Source organism: Paenibacillus sp. p3-SID1389, from assembly GCF_025151705.1.
Classification (GTDB): domain Bacteria; phylum Bacillota; class Bacilli; order Paenibacillales; family Paenibacillaceae; genus Fontibacillus; species Fontibacillus phoenicis.
In genome coordinates, this window is the sequence record NZ_JALXVO010000008.1 from 38,574 (window position 1) to 64,477 (window position 25,904).

At 50.8% G+C, this 25,904-nt stretch carries 26 protein-coding genes and 1 riboswitch; of the genes, 7 read left to right on the top strand and 19 right to left on the bottom strand.

What is annotated here, in order from left to right:
* Positions 1–34: 34 nt before the first annotated feature.
* The 3 genes from M3G15_RS05215 to M3G15_RS05225 all read right to left on the bottom strand — a co-directional run bounded on the left by M3G15_RS05215 (position 35) and on the right by M3G15_RS05225 (position 2,547).
* Positions 35–1,315, bottom strand: a complete 1,281-nt coding sequence (locus tag M3G15_RS05215) for a hemolysin family protein (RefSeq protein ID WP_260070286.1) — start codon at positions 1,313–1,315, stop codon at positions 35–37.
* Between the two features lie 323 nt (positions 1,316–1,638).
* Positions 1,639–2,082, bottom strand: coding sequence for a spore coat protein GerQ (gene gerQ / locus M3G15_RS05220; protein WP_009226138.1), 444 nt, complete (start codon positions 2,080–2,082; stop codon positions 1,639–1,641).
* A 42-nt stretch (positions 2,083–2,124) separates the two neighbouring features.
* Positions 2,125–2,547: a cell wall hydrolase gene (locus M3G15_RS05225; protein WP_009226139.1), complete on the bottom strand. Its 423-nt coding sequence runs from the start codon at positions 2,545–2,547 to the stop codon at positions 2,125–2,127.
* Positions 2,548–2,813: 266 nt separating this feature from the next.
* Between M3G15_RS05225 and M3G15_RS05230 the strand changes: the two genes are divergently transcribed.
* Positions 2,814–4,136, top strand: a complete 1,323-nt coding sequence (locus M3G15_RS05230; RefSeq protein ID WP_009226140.1) for a phytoene desaturase family protein — start codon at positions 2,814–2,816, stop codon at positions 4,134–4,136.
* Positions 4,137–4,278: 142 nt separating this feature from the next.
* Here the strand turns inward: M3G15_RS05230 and M3G15_RS05235 are convergent, their stop codons facing one another.
* From M3G15_RS05235 to M3G15_RS05250, 4 genes are all read right to left on the bottom strand, one after another.
* Positions 4,279–4,698: a DUF2500 domain-containing protein gene (locus M3G15_RS05235; protein WP_009226141.1), complete on the bottom strand. Its 420-nt coding sequence runs from the start codon at positions 4,696–4,698 to the stop codon at positions 4,279–4,281.
* 203 nt (positions 4,699–4,901) lie between these two features.
* The gene (locus tag M3G15_RS05240) at positions 4,902–5,096 is read right to left on the bottom strand and encodes a hypothetical protein (RefSeq protein WP_009226142.1); all 195 of its coding nucleotides are present in this window, start codon (positions 5,094–5,096) and stop codon (positions 4,902–4,904) included.
* 199 nt (positions 5,097–5,295) lie between these two features.
* Positions 5,296–6,582, bottom strand: coding sequence for a WD40/YVTN/BNR-like repeat-containing protein (locus M3G15_RS05245; RefSeq protein ID WP_232282337.1), 1,287 nt, complete (start codon positions 6,580–6,582; stop codon positions 5,296–5,298).
* A gap of 64 nt (positions 6,583–6,646) precedes the next feature.
* Positions 6,647–7,732: a polysaccharide deacetylase family protein gene (locus M3G15_RS05250; RefSeq protein WP_260070328.1), complete on the bottom strand. Its 1,086-nt coding sequence runs from the start codon at positions 7,730–7,732 to the stop codon at positions 6,647–6,649.
* A gap of 431 nt (positions 7,733–8,163) precedes the next feature.
* On the opposite strand from M3G15_RS05250, the gene M3G15_RS05255 reads away from it, so the two are divergent.
* Positions 8,164–9,090, top strand: a complete 927-nt coding sequence (locus M3G15_RS05255; RefSeq protein WP_260070287.1) for an L-lactate dehydrogenase — start codon at positions 8,164–8,166, stop codon at positions 9,088–9,090.
* 269 nt (positions 9,091–9,359) lie between these two features.
* Here M3G15_RS05255 and M3G15_RS05260 read toward each other — a convergent pair whose 3' ends face one another.
* Positions 9,360–9,815, bottom strand: coding sequence for a CBS domain-containing protein (locus tag M3G15_RS05260; protein WP_009226146.1), 456 nt, complete (start codon positions 9,813–9,815; stop codon positions 9,360–9,362).
* Between the two features lie 152 nt (positions 9,816–9,967).
* Here M3G15_RS05260 and M3G15_RS05265 point away from each other — a divergent pair, with 152 nt between their 5' ends.
* The 3 genes from M3G15_RS05265 to xerS all read left to right on the top strand — a co-directional run bounded on the left by M3G15_RS05265 (position 9,968) and on the right by xerS (position 12,038).
* Positions 9,968–10,177, top strand: coding sequence for a hypothetical protein (locus M3G15_RS05265; RefSeq protein ID WP_260070288.1), 210 nt, complete (start codon positions 9,968–9,970; stop codon positions 10,175–10,177).
* Positions 10,178–10,263: 86 nt separating this feature from the next.
* Positions 10,264–10,932 carry a spermine/spermidine synthase domain-containing protein gene (locus M3G15_RS05270; protein WP_036646029.1) on the top strand — a complete coding sequence of 223 codons (669 nt, stop codon included), beginning with the start codon at positions 10,264–10,266 and terminating at the stop codon, positions 10,930–10,932.
* A 23-nt stretch (positions 10,933–10,955) separates the two neighbouring features.
* Positions 10,956–12,038 carry a tyrosine recombinase XerS gene (gene xerS / locus M3G15_RS05275; protein WP_009226149.1) on the top strand — a complete coding sequence of 361 codons (1,083 nt, stop codon included), beginning with the start codon at positions 10,956–10,958 and terminating at the stop codon, positions 12,036–12,038.
* Between the two features lie 61 nt (positions 12,039–12,099).
* Here xerS and mobB read toward each other — a convergent pair whose 3' ends face one another.
* From mobB to M3G15_RS05300, 5 genes are read right to left on the bottom strand one after another with little or no spacing between them, the layout of a single operon-like run.
* Positions 12,100–12,588: a molybdopterin-guanine dinucleotide biosynthesis protein B gene (gene mobB / locus M3G15_RS05280; protein WP_260070289.1), complete on the bottom strand. Its 489-nt coding sequence runs from the start codon at positions 12,586–12,588 to the stop codon at positions 12,100–12,102.
* Between the two features lie 39 nt (positions 12,589–12,627).
* Entirely contained in the window at positions 12,628–13,896 is a 1,269-nt protein-coding gene (locus M3G15_RS05285; RefSeq protein ID WP_260070290.1) for a molybdopterin molybdotransferase MoeA, read from the bottom strand.
* Positions 13,893–14,237, bottom strand: coding sequence for a prenylated flavin chaperone LpdD (gene lpdD / locus M3G15_RS05290; protein ID WP_009226152.1), 345 nt, complete (start codon positions 14,235–14,237; stop codon positions 13,893–13,895). The genes M3G15_RS05285 and lpdD overlap by 4 nt, the downstream gene beginning before the upstream one ends.
* A gap of 37 nt (positions 14,238–14,274) precedes the next feature.
* On the bottom strand, positions 14,275–15,207 hold the full coding sequence (locus M3G15_RS05295) for a dihydroorotate dehydrogenase (protein ID WP_009226153.1): 933 nt from the start codon (positions 15,205–15,207) through the stop codon (positions 14,275–14,277).
* Positions 15,204–15,899: a dihydroorotate dehydrogenase electron transfer subunit gene (locus M3G15_RS05300; protein WP_260070291.1), complete on the bottom strand. Its 696-nt coding sequence runs from the start codon at positions 15,897–15,899 to the stop codon at positions 15,204–15,206. Before M3G15_RS05300 ends, M3G15_RS05295 begins: the two co-directional genes overlap by 4 nt.
* Before the next feature lie 188 nt (positions 15,900–16,087).
* Here M3G15_RS05300 and M3G15_RS05305 point away from each other — a divergent pair, with 188 nt between their 5' ends.
* On the top strand, positions 16,088–16,921 hold the full coding sequence (locus M3G15_RS05305) for a polysaccharide deacetylase family protein (protein ID WP_232282338.1): 834 nt from the start codon (positions 16,088–16,090) through the stop codon (positions 16,919–16,921).
* A 93-nt stretch (positions 16,922–17,014) separates the two neighbouring features.
* On the opposite strand, the gene M3G15_RS05310 is transcribed toward M3G15_RS05305, so the two are convergent.
* The 4 genes from M3G15_RS05310 to M3G15_RS05325 form a co-directional block, all read right to left on the bottom strand.
* Positions 17,015–17,707 (bottom strand): 3D domain-containing protein, encoded by a 693-nt coding sequence (locus M3G15_RS05310; protein ID WP_009226156.1) that lies wholly within the window; start codon positions 17,705–17,707, stop codon positions 17,015–17,017.
* 8 nt (positions 17,708–17,715) lie between these two features.
* A riboswitch (cyclic di-AMP (ydaO/yuaA leader) is annotated at positions 17,716–17,884 on the bottom strand.
* Between the two features lie 174 nt (positions 17,885–18,058).
* The gene (locus M3G15_RS05315; RefSeq protein ID WP_009226157.1) at positions 18,059–18,781 is read right to left on the bottom strand and encodes an amino acid ABC transporter ATP-binding protein; all 723 of its coding nucleotides are present in this window, start codon (positions 18,779–18,781) and stop codon (positions 18,059–18,061) included.
* Complete coding sequence (locus M3G15_RS05320; protein ID WP_009226158.1) at positions 18,768–19,430, bottom strand: amino acid ABC transporter permease; 663 nt, start codon at positions 19,428–19,430, stop codon at positions 18,768–18,770. The genes M3G15_RS05315 and M3G15_RS05320 overlap by 14 nt, the downstream gene beginning before the upstream one ends.
* Positions 19,431–19,524: 94 nt before the next feature.
* Positions 19,525–20,376 carry a transporter substrate-binding domain-containing protein gene (locus M3G15_RS05325; RefSeq protein WP_009226159.1) on the bottom strand — a complete coding sequence of 284 codons (852 nt, stop codon included), beginning with the start codon at positions 20,374–20,376 and terminating at the stop codon, positions 19,525–19,527.
* Positions 20,377–20,646: 270 nt separating this feature from the next.
* Between M3G15_RS05325 and M3G15_RS05330 the strand changes: the two genes are divergently transcribed.
* The gene (locus M3G15_RS05330; RefSeq protein WP_260070292.1) at positions 20,647–22,395 is read left to right on the top strand and encodes an alpha-glycosidase; all 1,749 of its coding nucleotides are present in this window, start codon (positions 20,647–20,649) and stop codon (positions 22,393–22,395) included.
* Between the two features lie 30 nt (positions 22,396–22,425).
* Here M3G15_RS05330 and glgA read toward each other — a convergent pair whose 3' ends face one another.
* The gene (glgA, locus tag M3G15_RS05335; RefSeq protein WP_260070293.1) at positions 22,426–23,856 is read right to left on the bottom strand and encodes a glycogen synthase GlgA; all 1,431 of its coding nucleotides are present in this window, start codon (positions 23,854–23,856) and stop codon (positions 22,426–22,428) included.
* On the bottom strand, positions 23,853–25,784 hold the full coding sequence (glgB, locus tag M3G15_RS05340; RefSeq protein WP_260070294.1) for a 1,4-alpha-glucan branching protein GlgB: 1,932 nt from the start codon (positions 25,782–25,784) through the stop codon (positions 23,853–23,855). The genes glgA and glgB overlap by 4 nt, the downstream gene beginning before the upstream one ends.
* Positions 25,785–25,904 lie beyond the last annotated feature (120 nt).

Consider the following 25,904-nt stretch of genomic DNA (forward strand, 5'->3'; position numbering starts at 1 on the left):
GCTCTCTATCAATGAGAGTCATCCGGTTTTATTTTTAAGCGCCCGCTTCTTCCAACGGCAAGAGCTGCTGGCGAATGAGCTTGACGCGAGAGATGCGTTTGTTGTCGGTTTCCTCCACCACGTACGTGATTCCGCCGTATTCTACGGTTTGCCCGACCTGCGGAGGCAGGATATCGATCCGTGAATATAACCAACCGCCAATGGTGTCATAATCGTCGGAATCCAGCTCCAGGCCAAATCGGTCATTGATGGACTCGATCAGCATAAGCCCGTCGATCGAATACACATTCGTGTCCATCTGCTCGATCCCAGGACGTTCCTCATCGAACTCATCCTGAATCTCGCCGACAATCTCCTCGACGATGTCCTCCAACGTAACCATTCCAGAGGTCCCGCCGTATTCATCGATCAAGATCGCGATTTGCGTTCGTCCCCGCTGCATGCGCTTCATCAAATCACTGATCGGGATCGATTCCGGGACGGCCATAATCGGACGAATTAAGTCACGGAAATTCCGGTTTTGGGAGCGGATCAAATCCTTAATATGAATAAATCCGATAATATGATCTTTATCATGATTGCAAACAGGATAACGCGTTCTTGTGCCTTCCAAGGCGATTTCCAGGTTCTCTTCCAGCGAATGCTGAGTATACAAACAGATCATTTCAGTTCGGGGGATCATAATCTCCCGAGCGGTTGTATCGGCAAACTCAAAAATATTGTCCACCAGCGACATTTCCGTGCTGTCGATCAAACCGCTTTCGCTGCTCTCCTTCATCATGACACGGATTTCTTCTTCCGTGTGAAGCGAGTCCTGCTCCGTTACTGGCGCAATGCGAAACAGTCGCAAGAGACCGGCGGAGAGCCCGTTTAACAGCCAGATGAACGGGTACATTAGCCGGTAAAAGATGCGCATCGGCCAAGCGAGCCATAACGTGATGGTCTCGGCTTTACGGACAGCGATCGTCTTGGGGGCCAGCTCTCCCAGCACGATATGCAAGATGGCGATCAGGAGAAACGAAACGGCTAACGAAATAATAAATCCCGGCCTTTCGCCAAAGCCCATCATTTCGAACATCGGCCCTAGAATTCGGGCAACAACGGGTTCGCCGAGCCAGCCGAGCCCAAGCGAACTGAGGGTTATCCCAACCTGGCAGGCTGACAAATAACCGTCCAGCTTGCTTAACAGCTCTTTCGCGATTATCGCGTTCCTTCGCCCCTCCTCGGCTAACGCCTCGATGCGGGAGCTCTTCACCTTCACAATGGCAAATTCAGCCGACACAAAAAGTCCGTTAAGCAACACCAATAACACCATGAATCCTACGGAATAAAGACTCGGTAAAGGGTCACTCAATACGTTTCCTATTCCCGCCGATCCGGCGGCGAATAGGTGCACCTCCTTCGTGGATTAAAATCATCAGTATTCCATTGCATTCCATATAAGAACGACAGCTTTAATTTCCCAAGGGATTCATCTCCTTTATTTCCAAACAGTTACATGCCATATATAAATTCATCTTAATTATATTATTATACACTACACAGTCAAACGCTGCGGTATTCCTAGCGAACAGGCGTGGCAGGCTGGAAAAATAAACAAAAAGGCCCCCTTGGAAGTGCAAGGGAACCTGAATGAATTTAACGAGTTGGCGGCGGGGAACCAATCACGCCAGGGTATTGATATATCAGCGGCTCGTCGAACGTAGCGTAGTCGAAATTGACCATCAGCATCACGGTCCGCACGCCAGTAACCGGATCGCTGATAATGATATGATCGCGTCCGGCGGCTTCCAGTACGCCTTTAAAGACTTTCGCGTTCCATTCGCTGTTGTTCTCGTAGGTCATGTAGAACGTGCCGACTTTGCCTAAATTCAGACGAAAAATATTTTCAATGTAAGATTGCTCAAAAGCCTGCTGCGGCAACGGCATCACCGTTCCACTGGGCGTAATCGGGCTCCCGCTGGCTACTTGCGGCGGCATGCCGGTTCCGGTTGTTTGTGGATATCCTCCTCCTATCGGCATCATCGGATAAGTACTATGGCCTGCGGGATATGCGGCTTGCCGGAATTGTTGAGTAAACATCTAATCCATTCCTCCTTATGATTAATCAAGCAAATGACAGAGTTAATAGACGGCTGGGCAATCTTCCGCGGATGGAGCAAAGAAGCAATGCGCCTTAAAGCGGCCGGTATTTTGTTGGTTGTACCAGGTGGCAGGACAATCTTCTGTCGGCCGGAAAAACCATAACGCATTGGTTGCCGGCCAAATGCGTTCCCCGTTGATCGCGCGCTGCGCCAAGCGGATATCCCGGTCGCGTGCGCGTTGGTAGAAATATCCCCTCACCGTGGCTTCGAACCCGCCGGGTCTCTGAAACACCATCCGATTCATGTCACGAATATCCCGAAAATCCAGGCAATTCGCCAGGATTCGGTTTACGCCGACATTGCCGACCATTAACATGCCCTGTTCGCCTTCTCCTTCCGCTTCCGCGCGCATCAGGCGCGCCAGCAGCCTCACGTCTTCGGAGTTTGCTTTAATGACGGCCAAGTTGGCTCCTCCTCCCTCTTTGCTGAACGGTATATTTTATGTGCATCTGCCTATTTTGGTGCTAGCATCTGGTAAAAATTCGGTGTCAAGTCGTGAATGCAAGGTTTTTACGTGAATGCGATTACAATATCGAACATTTCGTGTCTGTTTCTATGGACGCGCTTACATGAATAGCATATACTGTAGATAAATAATGTTTTTTTATACGGTTTTGCTTGTTTGTTTATAAAACGGTTGCTTCATTTTACCTTTTAGGAGGTTACCTCATGAAAATCGCGATTATTGGCGGCGGCCTGGCCGGGCTTACGGCTGCTGCATACCTGTCGGACAACGGCAATACGTCTGGTACCGTGTTTGAACGGAGCCCCCAGCTCGGCGGACGTGCTTTCACCTATGAGAAATCGGGATTTACTCTGAACTATGGAGCACACGCAGTATACGGCATCGACAGACATACGCTCCATGCTATGGAAGAAGAGCTGCATTTGAAATTCCAGAGCAAGCAGGTCGATAAGCGTAAAGTGATGTACGCAAAGCACGGACGGTTAACCCCTGCCCCGCTCGATTTCATGAACATTATGAAGACGAATGTGTTGACTCCTATGGAGAAAGTCCGGTTTGTCGCCGAAATCGCGGCCGTGATCGGTAACATCCATCATTTGAAGCAGTATCGCACGCTTGGCGAATATTTGGAGCATTCACACGCATCGGCAGACGTGAAAGAACTGTGGGAGCATCTGGTTTGTTCCAACTTCTTCATTACACCGGAGGAAGCGCGCAAGGTGCCGGGTTCGGTCATCTCTGAATATTACCATAACCTCTTCCTCTCCAGCCGGCCGGTCAGCTACATTCTTGGCAGTTGGGCGACAATTACCGACCAATTGATCCATAAAATCCAAGACAATGAGTCCTGGGAGATCACGGTTAAGGAGCCGGTCGAATCGATTACGATGGAAGACGGGAAATTCGTGTTGAACACGAAAACAAGACAGCAGCTTGTGTACGATCAAGTGATCTTCGCCATGCCAGTACAACAGGTGACCAAACTGCTGGAGGAAACGCCTTGGGCAAATGCACTGGAACCGTACAAGAACAACACCTCGACCGAAGTGCTGGTTTATGATGTGGGCTTTTCCAAAGTCGTTGCCCGTCCGTTCCACTATATCAGCGACATCGATCATAAGATCTTTATCAGCGATGTCTCTGCCACGGATTTTACGGTGGCTCCCGTTCATGGTCAGTTATTGCAAGGCATCGCCTACTTGAACGACGACTTCCCTGATGAGGAGCAGAAGAAGCAATACCTGGAACAGAAAACCCAGCAGATGGAAGCCCTGTTTGATACGTACTATCCGAATTGGCGCGAGTTTGTTGAGGTCAAACGCGTGTCGAAGAAAGCGATGGTCGCCAGCGTCAAAAATATTTACACCAATCAACTGCTGCCCAACCGTTTGGCAGGTGTTCCGTTCTTCTTCTGCGGCGACGGCTGTCAAGGGAAAGGTGAGTTAGCTGAACGCGCTTTCTCCAGCGGCCGGGCTGTTGCTCAGATGATCCTGGAACAAGCGGAAACCAAGGCCTTATCCATTTAATCCAAACAAAAAACAGAAGCGTACACAAGAGTCGGGATCGTCCGACGAATTGAGACGCTTCTGTTTTTGTGCTGTCCAGCCTTTATCAACCTTACTCTGCCTGCCTTTCCTGTGATTATCGTGGGTCTATCGATTTTCTCGCTTACCCGGAGCTATGAAATTTTCGGTATTCCTGCAGCTCAGTCCGATAGGTGCGAACAGACCGCTCGAACCCATGATAACGACGGCCCTGGAATGTCAGCTTGCCTTCGTCTCCTTCCGCACATTGCCCGTATTCCACTCCCGACACGGCAAACTCCAAACGGTCACCGCTTTCGACCTCGAAGGTCATATAATACTTCGTGTCAGAACGGTTCACCGAGGTGTCGGTGTCATGGCGGTGGCTGACTTCGGTCCGTTTTCCGACGATTACGGAATGGACGCTAAGTACAGGCTGCCGGTGGTTTCCGATCGCGCGAAGAAGCCCTCCTGCTGCTGTCGCAGCCAGGATTCCGAGGATGACAACAAACAAGATTGGCAGCGCCGTTTCCACTACCCCAAACATTTCCGTCCACGACTGCATCGCTTATCCCTCCTTCGAGAGGTTGCTCCGTACCGCTGTTCTCTCCTTTCCCCCTAAGTATATGCGGACCTGAAAAAAACTTGTTATTCATCGTGTCCGGAAAATATGCCACTCTTGTCCAAGATATCTTAGAGAAAAAGAAAAACCTCCGATTCGTGGTTACGAATGGAGGTTACTATGGTGTGAAGCAAGAACGATCTATATTAAGCATAGTACTCAAACAACAGTTGACGGGTCTCTTCAGCGCCATCGGCTTCCATTTCGAACGCCTCGTCAAGTCCTTTCTCTGCCCAACAAGCTTTGCAAGCTTCTTCTGTCGTGCACAGATGTGCATCTTCACAGGTGTAGCAGAACTGCAGGTAATTGCGGGTTACAAATTCTTCTTGAACAGTTTTCATAAGGCTCCACTCCTATCATTATGGGAGCGTTCGCTCCGATTTTGGCTTGCCTGTGATTGATCTTCCTTACAAGTTAAATATATCACAAAGTCCGAGAATAGTACGTGATAATTTTCACAATATAATGAACATTATCATTCTGCCCGTTTCTACACAAAAGAAGCATGGATCCCACGCCATGCTTGCTTTTATTATCCGTTTATAGCACCTGCCAGGTTCGTCCCCCATCCTTCGTTTGCATCAGGAGCGAACGCTTCTGATTCTCTTGGGCAACTAACAGCCACCCCACTCGGGAATTAAAGAACTGAAGCTTCACAATTTCAGGGTAGTCCTCCAGCGTTTCGACCAATTTTTTGTTTTCCGGCAACGGCTCCCAGCTCGCGCCTTGGTTTAACGTATGATAGACCGTTGAATCCAAAATCGTCCAACCTTCGTTAGGCGTTAAGAAAGTCGGAGCCAGCTTCTCGTTTAGACCGGTTTGCCAGGACAACTGAAACGGCGCTAACGTCCAAGTGCTGCCGGCATCTTCCGTAAAGTAACCGTTGAATTTGGTGGAATCCCCCCGGGTGCAGCCGACAGGAATCCAGCCCTCTTTCACGCTGCCGGAGAAGAAGGACACAGGCCCAACCGTAAAGCTGTCGCAGGTTTTATACTTGTTCGGATTAAAGAAATGAAGATTTTGAGTCCAGGTTAACCCGCCGTTTTGGGTCGTATATAACGTTGGAAGTCCTTGATTGATTTCGGTTACAAAACCGTGCAGCGGGCTCGTAAAGGCCATCGATGTTTGCGTGCCAGGTATCAATGAAGGGCTGTCCTCTGACAGGAGACGCATCGGATCCGTCCCCCCAAGCAGAACTTCAAAGGTTTGGGCTCCGTCATCCGTCTCATATAAAGACCGTGCTCCATTCTCCCGCATGTTAACCTCGGAGAGCAACCATCCATGATCCGGATCGGCAAATACCATGGCCTTCACTTCCCCTTCTCCAGGGAATGAAGTTACCTTCCAAGTGGTTCCGCCGTCGGTTGTACGCAGGACAATCGTATCTCCGGAACCGGCAGAATTTCGTACGATAAAGCCATGATTCGGATCTAGAAAAAAGATATCCTTGGCATACTCCGGCGTGGTAGCAAACGGTACGGAGGCGGCAGGTGAGATATTCGTCCACGTTTTGCCGTTGTCTGCTGTAATATAAAGCCGCAGCTCGTTACGCGTAATCCCCCACGCTAGTCCCGTCGTTTCACTGAGCAATTGAAAATCGGTGAGACGGGTTTGAATCTGGTAGCGGTTATTCGTGTTCTCCGCCGGAGCGGCGGCAGGATTTCCCTGGTTCTCGGAAGCTGCAGGATTAATCACTGTGATCGTTTGTCCATCCTCAGAAGGCTCGTCTAGTACCGGAGTGGCAGCCGGAGGCGGCTCGGAATTGCAAGCCGTCAGAAGCAGCACCATACCCAGGGCGGTTCCGGCAATCTTAAGCCACAGGCTCAACCTGAACCACCTCGCTTTCTGCAGTTAGATATGAATCATTATAACATAGATGTTTTTCTCGCCGTTATAAACGGGGATCGTTCCCAAAATTCACCGTGAAATGCTGATTGGGTTTATAAACGGCAAAGGCGTATCCTTTGCTTTGCAAATATTCGATAATTTGAGGCAAAATCTTTACCGTCTGCGCTTTCTCATGCAACAGAATCACCTCAGTATCCCGGTGCGTTTGACGCTTTACTTCTTTAAGGATTGTGCTCGGGCTGTTCGGGTATTTCCAGTCCATGGAGTCCACCGTCCAGTCCCACATCTTAAATCCCGCTTTCGCAATATCACCGCGGAACTTCTCACCGATTTCCGGTTTGCTGCCGTACGGCGCACGAATCAAGGTCGGGGAAGTGCCGGTAAGCTTCTCCATCAGCTTCTGTTCCTTCGTAAATTCTTCGATGAAGTGAGCCGATCCTTTGCCGTCATATAAAATCTTCTTGTTGTGCGTCATACTGTGCAGACCTATGTAATGACCTTCCTGCAAAGCCTGATTCACGATTTTCTCATTTTTGCTGAGCTGATTCCCAATCATAAAGAAAGTGCCATGTATCTGATAATGCTCCAAAATATCAAGCAACTGCTCCGTATATTTGCTAGGTCCGTCATCAAAGGTCAGATAAATTACTTTTGGCTTCACAGTCGATTTCGTTTTTTTATCCTGCTGCGCTGGGGATTTCGTTTCGACCGCAGGTTGTGCGGCAGGTGTAGCAGGTGCCGGGTCGGATTCAGCTGTCTGGGAAGCACCATCTTCCTTGCTCGGAGTCCCCTTCGGCTCCGCCTGGGTGTTACTTGATTCTGCCGGGGTACTGTTTGAATCCGCCGGTGTAACGGTAGGCTCCGTCGTTTGCTGTGAATTTGCAAGATTAACGCTCTGCCCCTTCTCCGTTTCCCCTGCGGATGCCAATTTTGCCGGGATAACCACCCGGGTTGACGACTTGTGCGGAAGGGATTTGTTGATCAGTGGGGCGACTGCCACCGCAGTCAATGCCAGGGAAGATGCCGTCAGCACGAGCGCAGCTGTGATGATCCATCTCGTACGCCGAATTATTTTGGATTGTGTGTTACGCTCTCCATGCTTTTCACTTCGTTTACCGTAAGGCGACATCTCATTCACCGGATTCCTCTCTCTCTTTTTCTATTTAATAGAATAATATAAAGCGAGAGTTTCGTCCTTACAGAATCGTTAATCGCTGGTTACAAAGTGATAACAACTTTTAAAAAGCGACATTTTGTTAACATAACATATATTATGTTTTAATTATTTCAAAGAGGATAAAAATAAACCGCCTCCCTAAGAAGACGGTTATCGTGCTGATAGATCCCCGTTTGCCTATTCATTATTATTTAAAATACGAACATTCCAGATTTTACTTTAAATTCAGAACTTTCTTCAGGTACAATGGGTGTAACCCAATACATACGCGCTTCATTCTTAAACGCAGCGAAGCGCCCAAGAGTGCTTGTATCACTTAAGGTTAAGAACCCAACCAACGGTGCAAGCTAAAGCATGGAGAACACGACAAGGAGATGAAAAAAATGAAAAACAAGATGAGTTCCAGCCGGGTTGTAATCATCGGCACAGGGGCGGTTGGTGCGACTACCGCTTATACGCTGCTCTTAAGAGAACGGGTGTCCGAGCTGGTCTTGATTGACGTCAATAAGGAGAAGGCGCTGGGCGAAGCCCTTGACATGAACCATGGTCTTCCCTTCACGGGAGGTGTGAAGCTGTGGGCTGGAGATTACAGCGATTGCGCTGATGCTGACGTCATTGTGATCGCGGCAGGCGCTTCTCAACGTCCCGGCGAGACCCGGATCGATTTGCTCAAACGGAATGCCGTCATCTTCGACAGTATCATTCAAAATATCGTGAAATACAATAATCACGGCATCATTCTCGTAGCAACGAACCCGGTCGATATCCTGTCCTACGTTACATTGAAGAAAAGCGGATTCCCGTCCAATCGCGTTATCGGTTCCGGTACCCTGCTTGACAGCGCACGTTTCCGTTACCTAATTGGACAGAACAAGAAAATTAACCCGCGTAGCATTCATGCTCATATCATCGGCGAACACGGGGATTCCGAGGTTCCACTTTGGAGCTTGGCAAACGTCGCCGGCATCGGCTTGGAGTTCTCTGATGAGGACCGTGAAGAGATCTTCAACAATACGAAAAACGCTGCATACGAGATCATCAACGCCAAAGGAGCTACTTACTACGCGATCGCGCTGGCGTTGGACCGCATCATCGTCTCGATCTTGCAAAACGAAGGCTCCGTTCTGAACGTCTCGACGTTGCTGACGGATTATAACGGCGTCTCTGATGTTTATCTTGGCGTACCGAGTATCGTTGACCGCTCTGGCGTCCGCGAAGTGCTGGATTTGAAGCTGGACAATGAGGAGCTGACTCGGTTCCATGCTTCAGCGAATAAGTTAAAAGCGGAAATCGCCAAACTTGATCTGTAATCACTCCCAAGATGCGCAAAAAAACGTCCGGAATGCGAATCTGCAGTACCGGACGTTTTTATGTTTATTTTATCCTATTAATCATTATAATTCACTTGGTTAAATGTTTGCTTTTATGCCTCTACTCCACACTTCTTCGCTGCATTCTATCGATGGATCAATGGCCTGCCTTCACTTCATCGACATGCTTTACATGCTATTGTTGTTCCCCAGCACCGCCCCGGCGGCGATGACTGCCGCGATAGGGACATAAAGACTCCTTTCCCGAGTTATAAAAATGATTTAAAGGAATGCCTGATCACATCTCCCCGGCTGATAATTCCGACCAGCACCCCGTTGCGTTCGACCGGGAGTTTCTTAATCTGCTTCTTCCCTAAGATCGCCGCAATGTTCTCAATTTCCTCATCCCACGACACGGTGTATACTTTCTTCTTCCCGATTTCCATGACGTTGAGGTCAAGCAGGCGCCGTATACGCTGTTCAAAGTCCTCCTGGTCCCCTTTAAACACAGCAACGTAATAAATCGAATCCACCACAACGTCGCGATGTTTACCGATGTAACGCATAATATCGCCGTCACTGATATAGGACACGATCTCATTGCGTTCATTCACCACCGGAAGTCCACTGATCCGGTATTCCATGAATCTTTCAATCACAGAACGTACCGTATCGGTCTCTTTGACTTTGTACACGTGTTTGATCATGATCTCATGCGCTTGCATGGTTATCCCCCTCATGCAACTATATAAATTGTTGTCAATTGCTTGGAATGCGTAAAAACGCTTTCTCCTTGTGAAAGCCCGCATTCATTTAATTTCCTCTCATTCTATGATACGATAAACTTATCCTATTTGGCTGTGAGGTATTCGTAATTATGGATGACAAATCGCTAGAAACGATTGAGCTGGAGATGGCCGTCCTTTATCGGCGGATGACCACTGTAACTGCTTCCCGAAAAAACGGGAATTTAGACCGTACCGCATACCTGCTGCTGCATCGGATCAATGCCCATGGCGCGGTAGGTGTCAAAGCATTGGCCGAAGGAAGACACGGAAGCGTTTGCCGCCTTACTGCAGAAATTTAATCACGCCCTGCTGAAATTGAAATCGAAATAGCATGTCGGTTAGTTTACATAATTTTTCTTTCGTCAACTTACAGGAGGTTACTCTGATGAATCATATCGATTTGCCTGTTGAAATCATCGAACGCGCCGAAACACCCCGTGGGGAAATCCAACTACAACGGCGCGGCGAGGAGTTCGAAATCATCAGCAACGGCACCTTTCTGATGGCGACGTATAACGGCGAGTCTGAACGCTTGCTGGTCCGCCGCGCACTGGAACGGGTCCCCTCCCCCGAGAAGGTTCTGATCGGAGGCTTAGGGGTTGGCTTTTCTCTGCAGGAAGCACTTCTCGATCCCCGCGTAAAGGAAGCGACCGTCGTGGAGATTGAAGCCAAGGTCATTGAATGGAACCGGACCGTTTTGGCGCATGTGAACGATCATGCCTTAGCGCATGCGAGAACGCGGTTGATTCATGCGGATCTTGTCGCCTGGATTCGTGAGACGGCAGAGACCTTTGATCTAATCTGTCTCGACATCGATAACGGACCGGACTGGAAAGTGTTTGACGACAATGCTTCGTTATACGATGAAGCCGGTCTGGCGGCGCTGCAACGCCGGTTGCGGCCCGGCGGCTGCCTCTCCTTCTGGAGCGCTACTCCTTCTCCGGATTTCGCGCGTCGGCTCAGGGAGGCGTTCGGAGACGTGGAGATCCGCGAGGTACCGCAAACGCACGGGGAACCAGATTATATTTTCTACGTTCGTGGCTCTCATCGATAATCAGCCATTCAGGAGGTACTCCCATGCAAATTCAAAAAGCGATCGACCGCAAGAAACTGGATGAGAAGGTTGTACATATGCCCTGGTTCGTGCAGCAGTTTATCGATTATAAGCTGCCGGATCTCTCCCCTTCTACACTTTTAGAGTATGTACGGGATTACGAACAGTTCTTCAGCTGGCTGCGGGCGGAAGGCTTAACTGCAGCGCAGACGAACGCCCAAGTCACACTCCACGATCTGGAGACTCTGCATATGGAGAGCATTGTGGGGTATCGGCTTCACTTAACCACACGAACCGAAAGCACCAACTCCAAAATTACGGTCTCGCGAAAAATGTCCTCCTTGCGCTCGTTGTTCCACTATCTCAGCCAAATTGCCGAGGACGAGAACTTTTACCCGCTGTTAAAACGAAACATTATGGCGAAGGTGGAAATCAAACGGATCCATAAACCGAAGGATACAGCGGCTAAACTCAAGGGCAAAATTTTGGAAGAAGACGAGTTAACCGAATTTATCGCCTACATCGCCGAAGGATATGGCCGGGATATTGCAGACAATAAACAGGCGCTTTATGCGTATGAGCTGAACAAGGAGCGCGATGCCTGCATCGCCAGCTTGATTCTGAATTCCGGATTACGCGTCTCCGAGGTCGTCAACCTGAATATCGATGATTTGGACCTGGCGAATAAGCTGATTTATGTTTATCGGAAAGGCAACAACGACGAGTCGTTCAAAACGCCGGTGTACTTCCGAGAGCAGTGCAGGGACGATTTGGCCGCCTATCTGACGCTTCGGCAGGCGCGATACCGTACGCCCAAGCGGGAGAAGGCCCTGTTTGTGGCCATACCCAACGGACAAAAAGAAGGAAAACGGATGACCAAACGCGCGATCCAAGCGATGATCATCAAGTACGCCAAACGTTTCGGCAAGCCGTACCTGACGGTTCATAAGCTACGGCATTCCTTCGCCACCGACTATTATTTGCAGAACGATATTTACAAGACCAAAGAGCAGCTCGGTCACGCCTCAACCGAAACGACCGAGGTGTATGCGCATCTTACGGACAAGACGATGTCCGAAGCGATTGAGCGCCGGGTCAGCGGTTAGCAGGTTGCATACAACAAGAGGACTTCCCGTCTCAACGGCAGGAAGTCCTCTTTGCATTAGCCTACATCCAGTTTTGTCGTATGTACTCCGCCATATGCTCGACCTCATCCCGTTGAAACCGGCGTGGCCCCGACTCGTTGGCGGGGAAGTCCGCCTCCTTCTGGACAATGGCGATGACTTGCTGCAGTTCCTGGATCAACGGCTCGTCCTCTGCGGAGCGCAGCAGGACCATTTTCGGATACGTTTCATGTTTGAAGCCTTCAACCAAGATCAAATCATATTCAGTAAAATGCTCAATCAGCTTCGCAAGCGATGTTTCCTGCTCCTCAAAAACGGCCGTTCGCCATGGCGAAGTAATCGCAGCCGCCGCCGCTCCCGCCTCTCGAAAGCGAAACGAATCGGTCCCCTCTCGATCGGCTTCAAATCCGTGCAGGTCATGTTTGATAACGGCCACGCGAAGATTCATGCCATTAAATATCTTCACCAGCCGGGTAATGAGCGTTGTTTTCCCGCTGTTTTTATAACCGACGATCTGTACTACCGGTACCACGCCCGTTTCCTCCCTCGTCCTGCCTATCAACAAACCGCATCAGAAATCGCTGCCTGGCAGCTTCAGTACCGTCACCTGTTCGCCCGCTTGCATCCCCGTGTTAGAAGGAGGAATCACGATTAATGCATCGCTATCCTTGATGGTGATCATCACGCCCGATTCATCCAGCTCCGCCGGAATCGCGTAAAGCTTGCCTTTCCGAACCTCCAACCGGCCGCGTACGAACCGGGTAAAATTGTTGATTTTTCTGTAAGGACGGGCCAGTTCGGCTGTTAACTCAGGCAAGAACGGCTTCGGAACCCCCATCATCCGGCCGATTGCCGGGCGGACAAACAGCTCGAAGCCAACAAAGCAAGCCCCGGGATTGCCGGACAACGCGAACAACAGCTTGCCGTCCTTCACTGCCGCAGACGTGACGCTGCCTGGCCGCATCGTGACTTTGTTAAACAACATCTCAACGCTGTCGCTCGACAACAGGTCGGCCATGATATCGTAGTTGCCCACAGACACTCCACCTGTGGTTACAACCAGATCGTAATTGGCGATGGCTGCTTCCACCTGCGCTTTGGCTTGGGTCAAGTCGTCCTCGATCGCCTCCAACAGGATCGGTTCGCCGCCCGCTTCGAAGATTTGACTGTACAGCATATAGGTATTGCTGTTACGGATACGTCCGTCCTGGAGCGGTTCATCGATCCGCAGCAGCTCTGAGCCTGTGGAGAAGACGGCAACTCGCGGCCGTTTCTTCACCGGAACGCGGTGAATGCCAAACGTCGCCAGCACGGAGAGTTCACCGGCTGACAGCCTGCGGCCAGGCTCGAGGATCACGTCTCCCTCCGACAATTCGAGGCCAACTGGCGTGATGTTCTTCCCCGACTCAATTTCACGAATCAATTGGATATAAGGCTTACCCTCCCGGATAATGGACTCGGTCATCTCAAACATCACCACAGCGTCCGCTTCATCGGGAACTTTCGCCCCGGTCATGATCCGGGCTGCTTGCCCTGGCTTCAATTTCACGGTTGGAACGGAGCCGGCAGGAATCTCGTCTACGACTTCCAAGAAGACCGGATGTTCGGAATGACAGCCCACCGTATCTCGGCTCAGAATGGCGAACCCATCCATCCCTGAACGGCGAAAATGCGGGTATGCATGCGGTGCAGTTACCCGCTCCGCCAAGATTCGACCTAGCGCTTCCGGCAGCGGAACGGTCTCCGATTCTGTCTCCTTAGCGTAGGGCAGAACGATTGCCTGGGCTTCAGGTACCGGCAACGCTTTGCGACGAAACTTCGCCTGGTCCGCTGACTTCATTGCCGGTCAACTCCATTCCCTTGCTGCTCCTGTAAATATTGATCCAGCATCTCGGAGGTTTTCTTTGCAATCTCCATAATTTCTTCTTTGCTTAAATTGTCGTAATGAATCCCCATGACCACAGTGACGGTTCGGCCGAGTGCCTCCGATGCGCGACGGGCATATTCCTCGGTTAAGGTGTGTTCTTTATGTCCCGGTACGGCGGAGGTCAATACTTCAATGTCTCCCCCTGCTTGATAAGCGGTGGACGCCGCTCCGATATGTGATACGCCACCGGTTATCAGCAGCAGTAAATCGCGGCCAACCGGGATCGCTTCCAGCTTAATATCCTCAAATGACAATTTCCGCAGCTCCTTCCACAACAGTATGCCCTTTATTTTATAGGATTCCGCGAATTTCGTCCAAGGTTTGAACCCCTTCAGCCTCCATCCAGGCCGTAAGGTCAGCGACCAGTTGCTCTCCCGCTCGAAGATGAACGAAGTTATGCGTCCCCACCTGAACGACGGCAGCGCCGGCCATAATAAACTCAACGACGTCCTCTGCGCAGCTGATGCCGCCCATCCCCATTACCGGCAGGGTTACGGCTTGACAGACTTGATGCACCATCCGCAAAGCGATTGGCTTAATTGCCGGACCGGACAGACCGGCATACAGATTGTCGAACACGCTCCTACGCTTGGTAATGTCGATTTTCATCGCCGAAAACGTATTGATCAGCGAAACGCCATCCGCTTGTTCCTCCTGGCACATCACCGCCATGCCCACGATATCCTCGGCGTTGGGCGACAGCTTGACGATCAGCGGCAGCGTCGTCGCAGCCCGAACCTCGCGAACGACCTGCCGGGCGATCTCCGTTTTGATCCCGTACGCCATGCCCCCGGCTTTGACGTTCGGGCAGGAAATATTCAGCTCGATCATGTCAACAGCGGTTCTGCCTTCCCGTCTTCGCCAAGCCGCATCCTCATCGATCAGCCTCGCACCTTCCACGTACTCTTCAATCGTATTCCCACCCAAATTCACGATCCGTACCAGATCCAGCTGCTCCCATCTCGGACATTCCTCACGCAGGAAGGCGTAGATGCCCGGATTCTCCAATCCAACGCTGTTTAACATCCCCGACGCTGTCTCAGCTACGCGAACGCCTTCGTTCCCTGCCTTTGGATGCAGCGTCAACCCTTTTCCGGACAACCCGCCTAGTTGATTGATATCATAAATCGCACCATATTCCTGACCAAAGCCAAACGTTCCAGAGGCCATCACGATCGGATTTTTAAAAAAGACTCCAGCGAGGCGACACGATAAATCCGTCATACAAACATCACCTCTTCCGCCAAAAATACCGGCCCGTCAGCGCAAGCCTTCTTCCGGACGTCTCTGCATTTCACGCTGCAGACAAGGCAAGCACCGATTCCGCATGCCATCCGATTCTCCAAGGAGACGTATACCTTGGCCTGGCCGCCGCTTTCCGCCTGTTTGCGCTGGACGGCATGCAACATCGGATGAGGCCCGCAAGCAATTACCGTATCGTACGCCCGAAAATCCACTTTCTCTAGAATCGAGCCGCCTACATCCACCGTCACGTTGCCGCGGGACATCGCACGGAACTCCTCTACCAAATAAGGCTCGCGGCTGTAACCGAGATATACGTCTGCCTGCGGTGCTTCCCTAAGCGCATAATAAAACGGAGCGATGCCGATGCCACCGCCTACAAAGGCGGTTCTTCCCTCCAGCGGCGGAAACCCGTTACCAAACGGCCCGTCCAAGGTCAATCGGTCGCCTTGCTTCAGTTCAGATAACCGGGTCGTACCTACCCCCGCAACCCGGATCAAGAAATCCAGCCGATCCTCTTCGAGATCAAAGATACTGATCGGTCGGGACAGTAACGGATAGCGTTCTCCTGCACGCAACATGTAGAATTGCCCCATTTTTCCCGTAAATCGCCCTTGTACGGACAGTTTGAACACCCCTGGTGATATTTCCTCGTTAGCCACTACGATTGCCATATGTTCACCCCACCCCATTTGATTACACTTCATCAAAGGATGCAATTTTTTAGCGGGATCGTCTGTGACATCTCTCACAGCGAATCATGAGAGGAAATCAGCGCAATTTTTCACAATCCATCATGATCTGAAAAAGTTAGGGGATACTAGAGAACATGTACAGTTTTGGGTTGAAGGGGGACTTCAAATTGCTTATTCAGCTTAAGAATGCTCTGGTCTGCTGCATGACCGCTTCTCTGATCATGGTGGGCGGGACGGAATTTTATCCCGTCAAAGCCGCCGCACTGGATCTCGAAAACAGAGGGCCAGAATCTCAGGGGGACCAGGCGGACAAGAAGGCGGCACTCGTGCCCGCAGGTGCCAAGCCGGCAGATCTTGGTGAGCTGCGGCGCAAATATTCAGAAACCTTCATCTTCCGGGGGCCGGAGGTGAAGCAGATTGCACTGACCTTCGATGATGGTCCGGATCCGCGGTTTACGCCGCAAATTTTGGACGTGCTTCACCGGAAAGGGGTCAAAGCCACCTTCTTTGTTGTTGGTGCACGGGCTAAGAAGTTTCCCGGCCTGTTACGGCGGATGCATCACGAAGGCCATCTCATCGGCAATCACTCCTTTAATCATCCGAACTTCCGCAACCGCTCCATTAAGCAGTTCCAGAGCGAGATTTTACGCACGGAGAAAATTATCCAGAACGTCGTTGGATACCGTCCCCAGCTGATTCGGCCGCCTTATGGAGAAATCAAGGAAGAACAGGTTCAATGGGCGAAAAAGAACGGCTACACCCTCGTCAATTGGAATGTGGATTCACAGGATTGGAAAGGGATCGACAAGAACAAAGTGATCTCCAACGTGATGCGCACGGCGGGGCCCGGCTCGATCATCCTTCAGCACTCAGGCGGCGGCGTTGGCTCCGACTTAACCGGCACCATCCAGGCTTTGCCGAAGATCATCGACGCCTTGCAGGCACAGGGGTATCAATTCGTTGATCTTTCCGAGCTGCTGCATACGACCAAATACCGCTGATGTATTGGGAATCTTCTGAAAATCAGGCACTTCGCCAGCAAGCACAAAAAGTCGGCCAGGATACATTCTGACCGACTTTTTTAAACAAGGTGTTTAATTTAATACGTAAAGCGTCACATCTTGGAAACCAAACGATTTCGCATTTGCTGCGCTGCCGGGAATAAAGATATCAATCCGGTTACCCTTGATTGCGCCCCCCTGATCGGTGGCCGTAGCTACAAAAGCCTGATCCGGCAGACCGTCATGGTTGTGGCCGGTCACCAGCACCTTTGTGCCCATCGGAATGACATTCGGATCAACAGCGATGGTACCAAGCTTCAGCGGGTTGCCGAAGTAGTCAACCGCGCCCCATTTTCCATTCTCACTAGCTGATGCCGAATACGCCGATGCTTTCACATTGATCGTTTTCGAGTAAGTAAAGGTTTTCCCCCATGCTTCAACCACGTTCCCGGTAGACATGACCTTGAGCTTGGAAGCGGAAGCAGTTGTCGTAGCTGCGCTCTCCTTCTTCGCCGGAGCAGCGGAAGCAACTCCCGTCGTTTGGGTTTGAACTCCCGGAATGGTGATTTTTAAACCAGCGTAAATATTTTTCGGATTGATGGATGGGTTGGCAGCCATGAGCTTATTCATATCTACGCCATATTTTTTGGCAAGAAGATAAAAAGTATCTCCTTCCACGGCTTTATGTACCGCGTCTGCATGGACGGAAGTCGTCTGCATCGGAATCGTAAGGCTTGCGGCGATCAGCGCCGTTGCTGCAATTTTAGACCAAATACGAGTATTCAAATGAATTGCCCTCCTTTTTACTGCGCCTGCGGAGTTAGTTGTCGGATTCGGGAAAAAGGATCATTCCCGGCGCATCGCTTCGATACGCTTCACCCCAAGAAAACAGTCAGCTAGGCAGCCCCTGTTTTCATCTTTCGTCCCCCGCACCTCAAGTTCAGGTTTCGGCCTACTTAATATATCACAATTTTGTAACCAATAGGTCAGGTAAATCCCACCAAACGGCGGAATTGCTTGATTGGACTGGTTACATTTTTGTGTTCAAAGGTAAAAAGAGTGTAAATTTAGATCGTACGTTCGATCCATCGGAGGACAAAAAACCGCCCGAATGGAAGCTCGGACGGTCCTTAAGATTTATAATACTTTGCTTAAAAAATCCTGCGTACGCTGATGCTTCGGCGCCCCAAACACCTCTTGCGGCGTACCTTGCTCCAGAATGACACCTTGATCCATAAACAGGATGCGGTCGCCAACCTCACGGGCAAATCCCATCTCATGCGTAACGATAACCATCGTCATTCCCCGTTCAGCCAGGTTCTTCATAACGTCAAGCACCTCTCCGACCATTTCCGGGTCCAGGGCCGACGTCGGTTCATCAAACAGCATCACATGCGGCTCCATAGCCAATGCGCGGGCAATCGCAATCCGCTGCTTCTGTCCGCCGGAGAGCTGCGCCGGATAGGCGTCCCGCTTATCCTCCAGTCCAACCGTGCGAAGCAGGTCCATGGCGATCGCTTCCGCTTTGCCTTTATCGAGCTTCTTCACGCGAATCGGCGCGAGCGTAATGTTGTCGATCACGGTCTTGTGCGGGAATAGATTAAAGTGCTGGAACACCATCCCCATTTTCTCGCGGGTTTTATTGATGTCATGTCCCTTGGCGGTGATCGAAGCGCCTTCAAAGGTGATCTCCCCTTCGGTCGGAACCTCTAACAGGTTCAGGCAGCGGAGAAACGTACTTTTCCCCGACCCGCTAGGACCGATGACGACGACAACTTCGCCTTTGGAGATTTCCAGATCGATCCCGCGCAAAATATGGAGTTGGCCGAATTTTTTATGCAAACCTTTAACGGTGATCACTGGTCTTCAACTTCCTTTCGAACACGCCCAAAATCCGAGACAGCGTGAATGTCAGAATAAAGTACATAATGGCGATGATCAAATAAGGCGTCATCCCATCGTACGTAATCGTCACGACGGACTGTGCTTGATAAATCAGCTCGGCCGTACCGATGATCGATACGATCGACGATTCTTTAATGATCGTAATAAACTCGTTGCCAATCGCGGGAAGCACCGATTTGATCGCCTGCGGAATGATGATATGGCGCATAGCCATCCCTTTGGTCATCCCCAAGGAACGGGCCGCTTCCCCTTGTCCCCGATCGACACCTTGAATGCCGGCACGGAAAATTTCCGCCAAATAAGCCGAACTGTTAATGGACAATGTAATCGCACCTGACTGAATCGGGGTGAAATTAATATCAAACATAAATGCGAACCCGTAGTGAATAATCAACAGCTGTACCATCATTGGGGTGCCACGCAGAAATTCAACCCACACATGCCCCAGAAACCGTAAGATCCCCCATGGCGACATGCGCAATAGTGCGATCAACAAACCAAGAAAGAAGCCGCATATCACGCTGATCGCTGCCAAGAGTAGGGTATACTGAACACCGGCCAAGAAGTAACTGCGGTATTCCATAAACATTGAAATTAAGTCCATAACGCCTTCCTTCCTCCTCCTTTACCTTAAACCCTTAAGCAAAAAAACAGAAAATAGCGAAAGCTTCGCTATTTTCTGTGGATGGATATCGTGATTATTTTTCGGCCAGTTCGCTAGCTTCGGCAACGAATTGATCGATGCTGCCTGCGCTAATCAAGCGATCGAGCGTCTTATTCACTTGATCCAACAGCTCTTGGTTGCCTTTCTTAATGCCAATCACGTAGCCTTCATCCTCAGTTACCGGCTTGGCATCGGTGATGACCAGGCCTTTAACGTTCTTAACGAACGATTCTGCGACAGGACCTTCCAAAATAGCAGCATCTACACGGTTGGAGTTCAACTGCATAATGATGTCATTGATTTTAGCCAGCGAGGTCAGTTTGGCATTCGGAATTTCCTTCGCCATTTCTTCTTGAATGGAACCTTGTTGAACGCCGATTTTCGCGCCCTCCAGCGATTCCATTGTGCTGAACTTGTCTTTGTCCGCTTCACGAGTCACCACAGCTTGCTCCGCTTTGTAGTAAATTTGCGACATGTCGATTTGTTCAGCACGTTCTGGAGTTGGGCTGAGTCCAGAAATGACGAGATCCACACGTCCGCTCGACAGCTCGTTCAGCAACGTATCGAATTTCAAGTCTTTAATCTCCAGCTCAGCGCCCAGATCCTTAGCGATTTCCTTAGCGATTTCTACGTCGAAACCAACGATTTCGTCTTCGCCTTTGTCGTTCTTAATGTGGAATTCATACGGCGGGAAGTCCGCACTCATCCCTACGATCAGTTTCTTAGCCGGTTCGGTTTGGTCTCCGCCCGCTTGAGTCTCATTTTGGTTCGCGGCTTGGCCGGCGTTGTTTGCCGCGTTGCCGCTGTTATTTTTTTCCTGACCACAAGCGGCCAGCACCATGGTTACCATCAAGACCGCTATGAATAACATGCCCCATTTTTTCATGCTTTTCTCTCCTATTCTGCTTTACTTATTACACTCGATGATTACTGGGCTAATTATAAATCAGAATGCATATATATGCAAAACAATTTTCATGATATACAAAAGTTTTCACAGATCTGCCCTATTGAACCTCGCAAATCCCTATTTATCATACTTTGGTCAATTCAATCCTGAATTATGTTTCACATTGGGTTCATGCTCCTTGCTGCCTTGGGGAATAATGAACATCATCACCATCCCTAGCGAATTTACGAGAGGAGGCGCCAATCCGTGCTGCTTGAAGCGCTCTACCATGTGCCCCGGGATAAATGGGCGTATGCCTATGATTCAACCACGATCCATCTTCGCATCCGGACCAAACGGGATGATGTGGAACAGGTTGTTGCGATGACCGGGGACAAATACGATTGGACGGGAACCTACCAGGAGCTGCCGATGGAAAAAACGGCCCATGACCGCATGTTCGACTATTGGGAGGTCGCTGTGCGTCCCAAGTTCAAGCGCCTTTCCTATGCCTTTAAGCTTACGGCGGGAACGGAAACGGTTTACCTGCTGGACACGGGGATTCAATCGGAGTCCCCTCAACCGCCGGGGGAATGCTTTGAATTCCCGTATATCCATGAAAACGAAGTAGTCCGGGTGCCGGAATGGGCGAAGCAAGCGGTCTTTTATCAGATTATGCCGGAGCGGTTCGCCAATGGAGACCCTTCCAATGACCCCAAGCCGGTCGAAGCCTGGGGAGGCAAGCCGACCCGTGAAAATTACTTCGGCGGCGATTTGCAGGGAATCATTGACCACCTGGACGATTTGACGGACCTGGGTATCACGGCGATTTATCTCACGCCTCTATTTTTGGCTCCGTCCAACCATAAATACGACACCGTCGATTATAAGCAGGTTGACCCTCACTTTGGGAACAACGACTTGCTGCGGGAGTTGGTTGAGCATTGTCATAACCGAGGGATCCGGGTGGTGTTGGACGCGGTCTTTAATCATTGCGGGGAGCATTTCCCTCCGTTCCAGGACGTCCTCAAACATGGAGAAGCCTCCCCTTATGCCGGTTGGTTTCATGTCAACCAATTCCCTGCCAGAGTAGAGAACGGGATTCCGACTTATGATACGTTTGGGTTCTTCCCCAACATGCCTAAATTTAATACAGCGAACCCGGAACTTAAGAAGTATTTGCTGGAAGTCGCCGAATATTGGATTAAGGAAATCAAATTGGACGGCTGGCGGCTTGACGTCGCTAATGAAATCGATCATTCGTTCTGGCGGGAGTTCCGGCAGGTGGTGAAACAGGCAAACCCGGAAGCCTATTTGATCGGAGAGGTATGGAGTGACTCACTAAACTGGCTGCTGGGCGATCAATTTGATTCGGTGATGAATTATCCCTTTGCGGATAAAGTGCTGGAGTTTTTTAACGGCGGTGTAGACGGGGCTGCCTTCTCCGATGAGATGGGTGCGCTGATCATGCGATATCCGCATCAAACGAATGAAGTGATCTTCAACATGCTGGGAAGTCATGATACCCCGCGCCTGCTGACCCGCGTCGGCGGCGACAAGCGCAAGCTCAAGCTCTGCGTGGTGTTTCTGTTTACGTATATCGGGACGCCTTGTTTGTTTTACGGCGACGAGATCGGACTTACCGGCGACGGGGATCCCGATTGCCGAAAATGCATGGAGTGGGATCGCAGCAAACAGGACCGTGAGCTTTACGATTTCTACAAGCTGATGATCAGGTTGCGCAAGCAGCACCCGGCGCTTCGTCACGGTCATTTTCGATTTTTGCATGCGGAACCGGGGGATCCGTGCATCGTATACGAACGAATGGATGAGAAAATGCATTTTACCGTGTGGATGAACAATACCCCGAAGCCAGTCACCCTCACCCATCCGATGCAAACGAGCGATTGGCGAGATGCCCTCACCGAGGAAGCGGTGGTGCCGACGAACGGGGTAATGAGCATTTCCCTGGATCCCTATGGCTTCCGAATTCTGTACCGGCACATTCAAAAATAACGAAGAAAAAAGCGGACGAACGATCGTCCGCTATTTCTTCAGGCTTTCGTATATGTGGAGGTATTGTCTTGCCGATGCATCCCAACCGTAATCGCCGGCGAACGCATTTGCTGTAATCCGGTGCCAATGCTCGGGCTGGCGGTAGAAGGACACCGCCCGGCGGAGCGTATACAACATATCGTGCGCGTTATAGTTGCGGAAGGTGAAGCCGTTGCCCTCCCCCGTAAATTCGTTGTAGGAGCGCACTGTATCGTTTAAGCCGCCGGTTTCTCGTACGACGGGGATCGTGCCGTACCGCAGCGCCAGAAGCTGGCTGATGCCGCATGGCTCAAACCGCGAAGGCATCAGGAAGATATCGCTGCCGGCATAGATGCGCCGGGATAACGCGTCGCTGAACTTGATTTGGACCGACAGCTTCCCGGGGTGACGCCATGCCGCTTCCCGGAACCAATCTTCATAAGCTCGGTCCCCTGTGCCTAGAAGCACAAACTGCACGTCATCCGTACTAAGCCATTCATCCATTACCCGAATCACCAAATCCAGCCCCTTTGGTTCAACTAGACGGGTAACCATCGAGATCAGCGGTGTATTTGGTGTCTCCGGCAGCCCGAGCTCCCGCTGAAGCACTGGTTTATTAGCCCGCTTCTGCTCTAGGTTGCGTCCATAACGGGCAAAGAGCTCCAGATCGGTCTCCGGATCGTAAGCCCGGGTGTCAATTCCGTTCACGATTCCCGACAACCGGCCGCTGATTGAGCGAAGCAGACCGTCCAGCCCATAACCGTAATGCTCGGTCTTGATCTCCTCAGCATAAGTTGGGCTGACCGTCGTTACATGATCGGCGTAGATCAAACCGGCTTTCATAAAGCTGACTTGATCGTAATACTCTACCCCTTCCGGCGTGAAGTAGTCCCAAGGGAGCCCCAACAGATCTCCCAGAATCTCTTTCGGAAAAATCCCCTGATATAACAGGTTATGTATCGTATAAACGGTCCAAATGTTCCGGTAATCGGGCCGATCGCGGTAATGCTCCCGCAGCAGCAGCGGGAGCATCGCCGTATGCCAATCATGGCAATGGATAATGTCTGGCATAAACCCGGTAAGGGGAAGCAGCTCCAGCACCGCCCGATCCAAAAACGCAAACCGCTCGCCGTCATCCCAATGGCCATAGATCCCTACTCTGTCAAAATAGTCCTCGTTATCGATCATATACACGGGGATCCCTTCCCAATCCAGCCGGGATATTCCGCCGTACTTGTTCCGCCATCCGACTGGCACCATGCCGGTGCCGAGATGATGCAGACGTTCACGGTAAACTTGCGGCAGCTCGCGATATCTTGGCATGATCACCCGTACATCATGGCCGGCTTCGATCAACGCCTTGGGCAGTGCCCCAATCACGTCAGCCAGGCCTCCGGTCTTAATAAACGGCGCGACTTCGGCCGCAGCAAACAAAATCTTCATCGTTTCGCCCTCCTTCTTGGCGCTTGACGCTTCCACACCGTCATGCTCAGCGGAGGAAGCGTAACGGTCAGGCTTTGGGGCCTACCGTTCCAAGCCGTTTTTTCGCTCAAATGCAGCTTGGGCTGCTGGTGCCCGAACCCGCCGAAATGAACATCATCACTGTTAAATACAAGATCGTACCGTCCAGGCAATGGAACGCCAACACGATACTCCCTTCGCTCCTCAGGCAGAAAATTCAGCAGCACCAGCAACAGCTCCTGCGGCTGCTTTCCTTTTCGCACATACGCAATCACACTTTGTTTGTCATCGTCCGGGATCATCCACTGAAACCCCTCAGGCGCATGATCCTGCTCCCACAGCGCCGGCTCTTGCAGATAAAAGCGATTTAGCGCCTGGCAATACCCATGAATCTGCCGATGTGACTCGTAATCAAGCAGGAACCAATCCAGCTCCCCTTGATCACGCCACTCGATAAATTGGCCAAATTCTCCGCCCATAAATAACAGTTTTTTCCCTGGAGTTGTCAGCTGATACCCAAGTAACAGGCGAAGTCCGGCGAATTTTTGCTCGTAGCTGCCAGGCATTTTGTCAAGCAGCGATTTTTTGCCGTGCACGACCTCGTCATGGGAGAGCGGCAGCGTAAAATTCTCCGAATAGGCGTACCAAATCGGGAACGTAAGCAAGTGATGACGGTGAGGTCTTTCGCTGAACGGAGTTTCAAAATAATCCAACGTATCGTTCATCCACCCCATATTCCACTTGTAATTAAAGCCAAGTCCACCCTGATGCGCAGGGGCGGTCACTAACGGCCATGCGCTGGACTCTTCCGCCATCATCAAAGCATGCGGGAAGTAGCGGAACACCGCAGTATTGAGCTGCCGCAGGAATTCTATCGCCTCCAGATTTTCGCTGCCGCCCTTTTCGTTACGCGCTGCCGCCCAGGACGGTTTCTCGAAATCGTAACGAATCATGCTGGTCACGGCGTCGACTCTCAGCCCGTCGAAATGATACTTTTCAAGCCAATATATCGCGCTGGAGATCAAAAAAGAACGTACCTCGGGTTTACTGAAATCAAAGCTGAGCGTCCCCCATCCCGGTTTCTCCGCTTTGGCCGGATCGGCGTACTCGAACAGGGGCGTTCCGTCAAAAAGACGCAGCCCGTGATCATCCTTCGTAAAATGGCCCGGCACCCAGTCGAGCAACACACCAATCCCGGCCTGATGACAGCAATCCACGAAATACATTAAGTCCTGCGGCTCCCCATACCGGCTGGTAGGGGCAAAATAACCCGTCGCTTGATATCCCCATGATAAATCATACGGATGCTCACATAGAGGCATGATTTCGATATGGGTGTAGCCCATCTCTTTCACGTAGGGGATTAACAAATCCGCCATCTCTCGGTATGTGTAAAAAGAACCGTCGGGCCGTTGCCGCCAGGTCCCGAAGTGAAGCTCATAAATGTTGATTGGCCGTGCGTAAGGTGCGCTGCGGTTCTGGATCCACTTCTCATCTCCCCAAACGTAGTTGTCCAATTCAGTGATGATGGAAGCTGTTTTTGGCCGCACTTCTGCATAAAAAGCATATGGATCTGCCTTCAAGCGGGTCTCCCCATCCGGCCCGGTCAAAGCATACTTGTAAAAACTTCCAACCGGAACATCCGGAAAAAAACGAGTCCAAATTCCCGAATCGGGTATCTTATATAGTACATCACGTGTCCCCTTCCAACCGTTCCAGTCGGCGACAACGGCGACTTGGCATGCATTCGGGGCCCAAACGGTAAAGCGAACTCCACGTCTTCCCCCTTCGGTTACGGGATGGGCGCCAAACGTGCGGTAGCTTTGATACAATGTCCCCTCGCGGAACAAGTAAATATCCGTGGGGGATACGGCGGAAGCCCATGCTGATTCGAACCTGGCATCAAACAAATCTGTCACCACCTTTACAACGGATGAAAGAACGTCAACTGTTTTTAGAAATTCAAAAAAATTTCAGTATTTACATCAAAAATGTGTAATACTTTCGGATATTTTCCATAATTTATTCCA

Bases quoted from the DNA above. Each gene is read 5' to 3' on its own strand.
- M3G15_RS05250 (WP_260070328.1), bottom strand. From the start codon at position 7,732: ATGTCGCCTTACGGTAAACGAAGTGAAAAGCATGGAGAGCGTAACACA.
- glgA (WP_260070293.1), bottom strand. From the start codon at position 23,856: ATGAAGATTTTGTTTGCTGCGGCCGAAGTCGCGCCGTTTATTAAGACC.
- M3G15_RS05230 (WP_009226140.1), top strand. From the start codon at position 2,814: ATGAAAATCGCGATTATTGGCGGCGGCCTGGCCGGGCTTACGGCTGCT.
- M3G15_RS05270 (WP_036646029.1), top strand. From the start codon at position 10,264: ATGAATCATATCGATTTGCCTGTTGAAATCATCGAACGCGCCGAAACA.
- M3G15_RS05235 (WP_009226141.1), bottom strand. From the start codon at position 4,698: ATGCAGTCGTGGACGGAAATGTTTGGGGTAGTGGAAACGGCGCTGCCA.
- M3G15_RS05215 (WP_260070286.1), bottom strand. From the start codon at position 1,315: ATGGTGTTATTGGTGTTGCTTAACGGACTTTTTGTGTCGGCTGAATTT.
- M3G15_RS05285 (WP_260070290.1), bottom strand. From the start codon at position 13,896: ATGAAGTCAGCGGACCAGGCGAAGTTTCGTCGCAAAGCGTTGCCGGTA.
- M3G15_RS05300 (WP_260070291.1), bottom strand. From the start codon at position 15,899: ATGGCAATCGTAGTGGCTAACGAGGAAATATCACCAGGGGTGTTCAAA.
- M3G15_RS05240 (WP_009226142.1), bottom strand. From the start codon at position 5,096: ATGAAAACTGTTCAAGAAGAATTTGTAACCCGCAATTACCTGCAGTTC.
- M3G15_RS05260 (WP_009226146.1), bottom strand. From the start codon at position 9,815: ATGCAAGCGCATGAGATCATGATCAAACACGTGTACAAAGTCAAAGAG.
- M3G15_RS05265 (WP_260070288.1), top strand. From the start codon at position 9,968: ATGGATGACAAATCGCTAGAAACGATTGAGCTGGAGATGGCCGTCCTT.
- M3G15_RS05295 (WP_009226153.1), bottom strand. From the start codon at position 15,207: ATGACGGATTTATCGTGTCGCCTCGCTGGAGTCTTTTTTAAAAATCCG.
- M3G15_RS05320 (WP_009226158.1), bottom strand. From the start codon at position 19,430: ATGGACTTAATTTCAATGTTTATGGAATACCGCAGTTACTTCTTGGCC.
- gerQ (WP_009226138.1), bottom strand. From the start codon at position 2,082: ATGTTTACTCAACAATTCCGGCAAGCCGCATATCCCGCAGGCCATAGT.
- M3G15_RS05255 (WP_260070287.1), top strand. From the start codon at position 8,164: ATGAAAAACAAGATGAGTTCCAGCCGGGTTGTAATCATCGGCACAGGG.
- M3G15_RS05325 (WP_009226159.1), bottom strand. From the start codon at position 20,376: ATGAAAAAATGGGGCATGTTATTCATAGCGGTCTTGATGGTAACCATG.
- xerS (WP_009226149.1), top strand. From the start codon at position 10,956: ATGCAAATTCAAAAAGCGATCGACCGCAAGAAACTGGATGAGAAGGTT.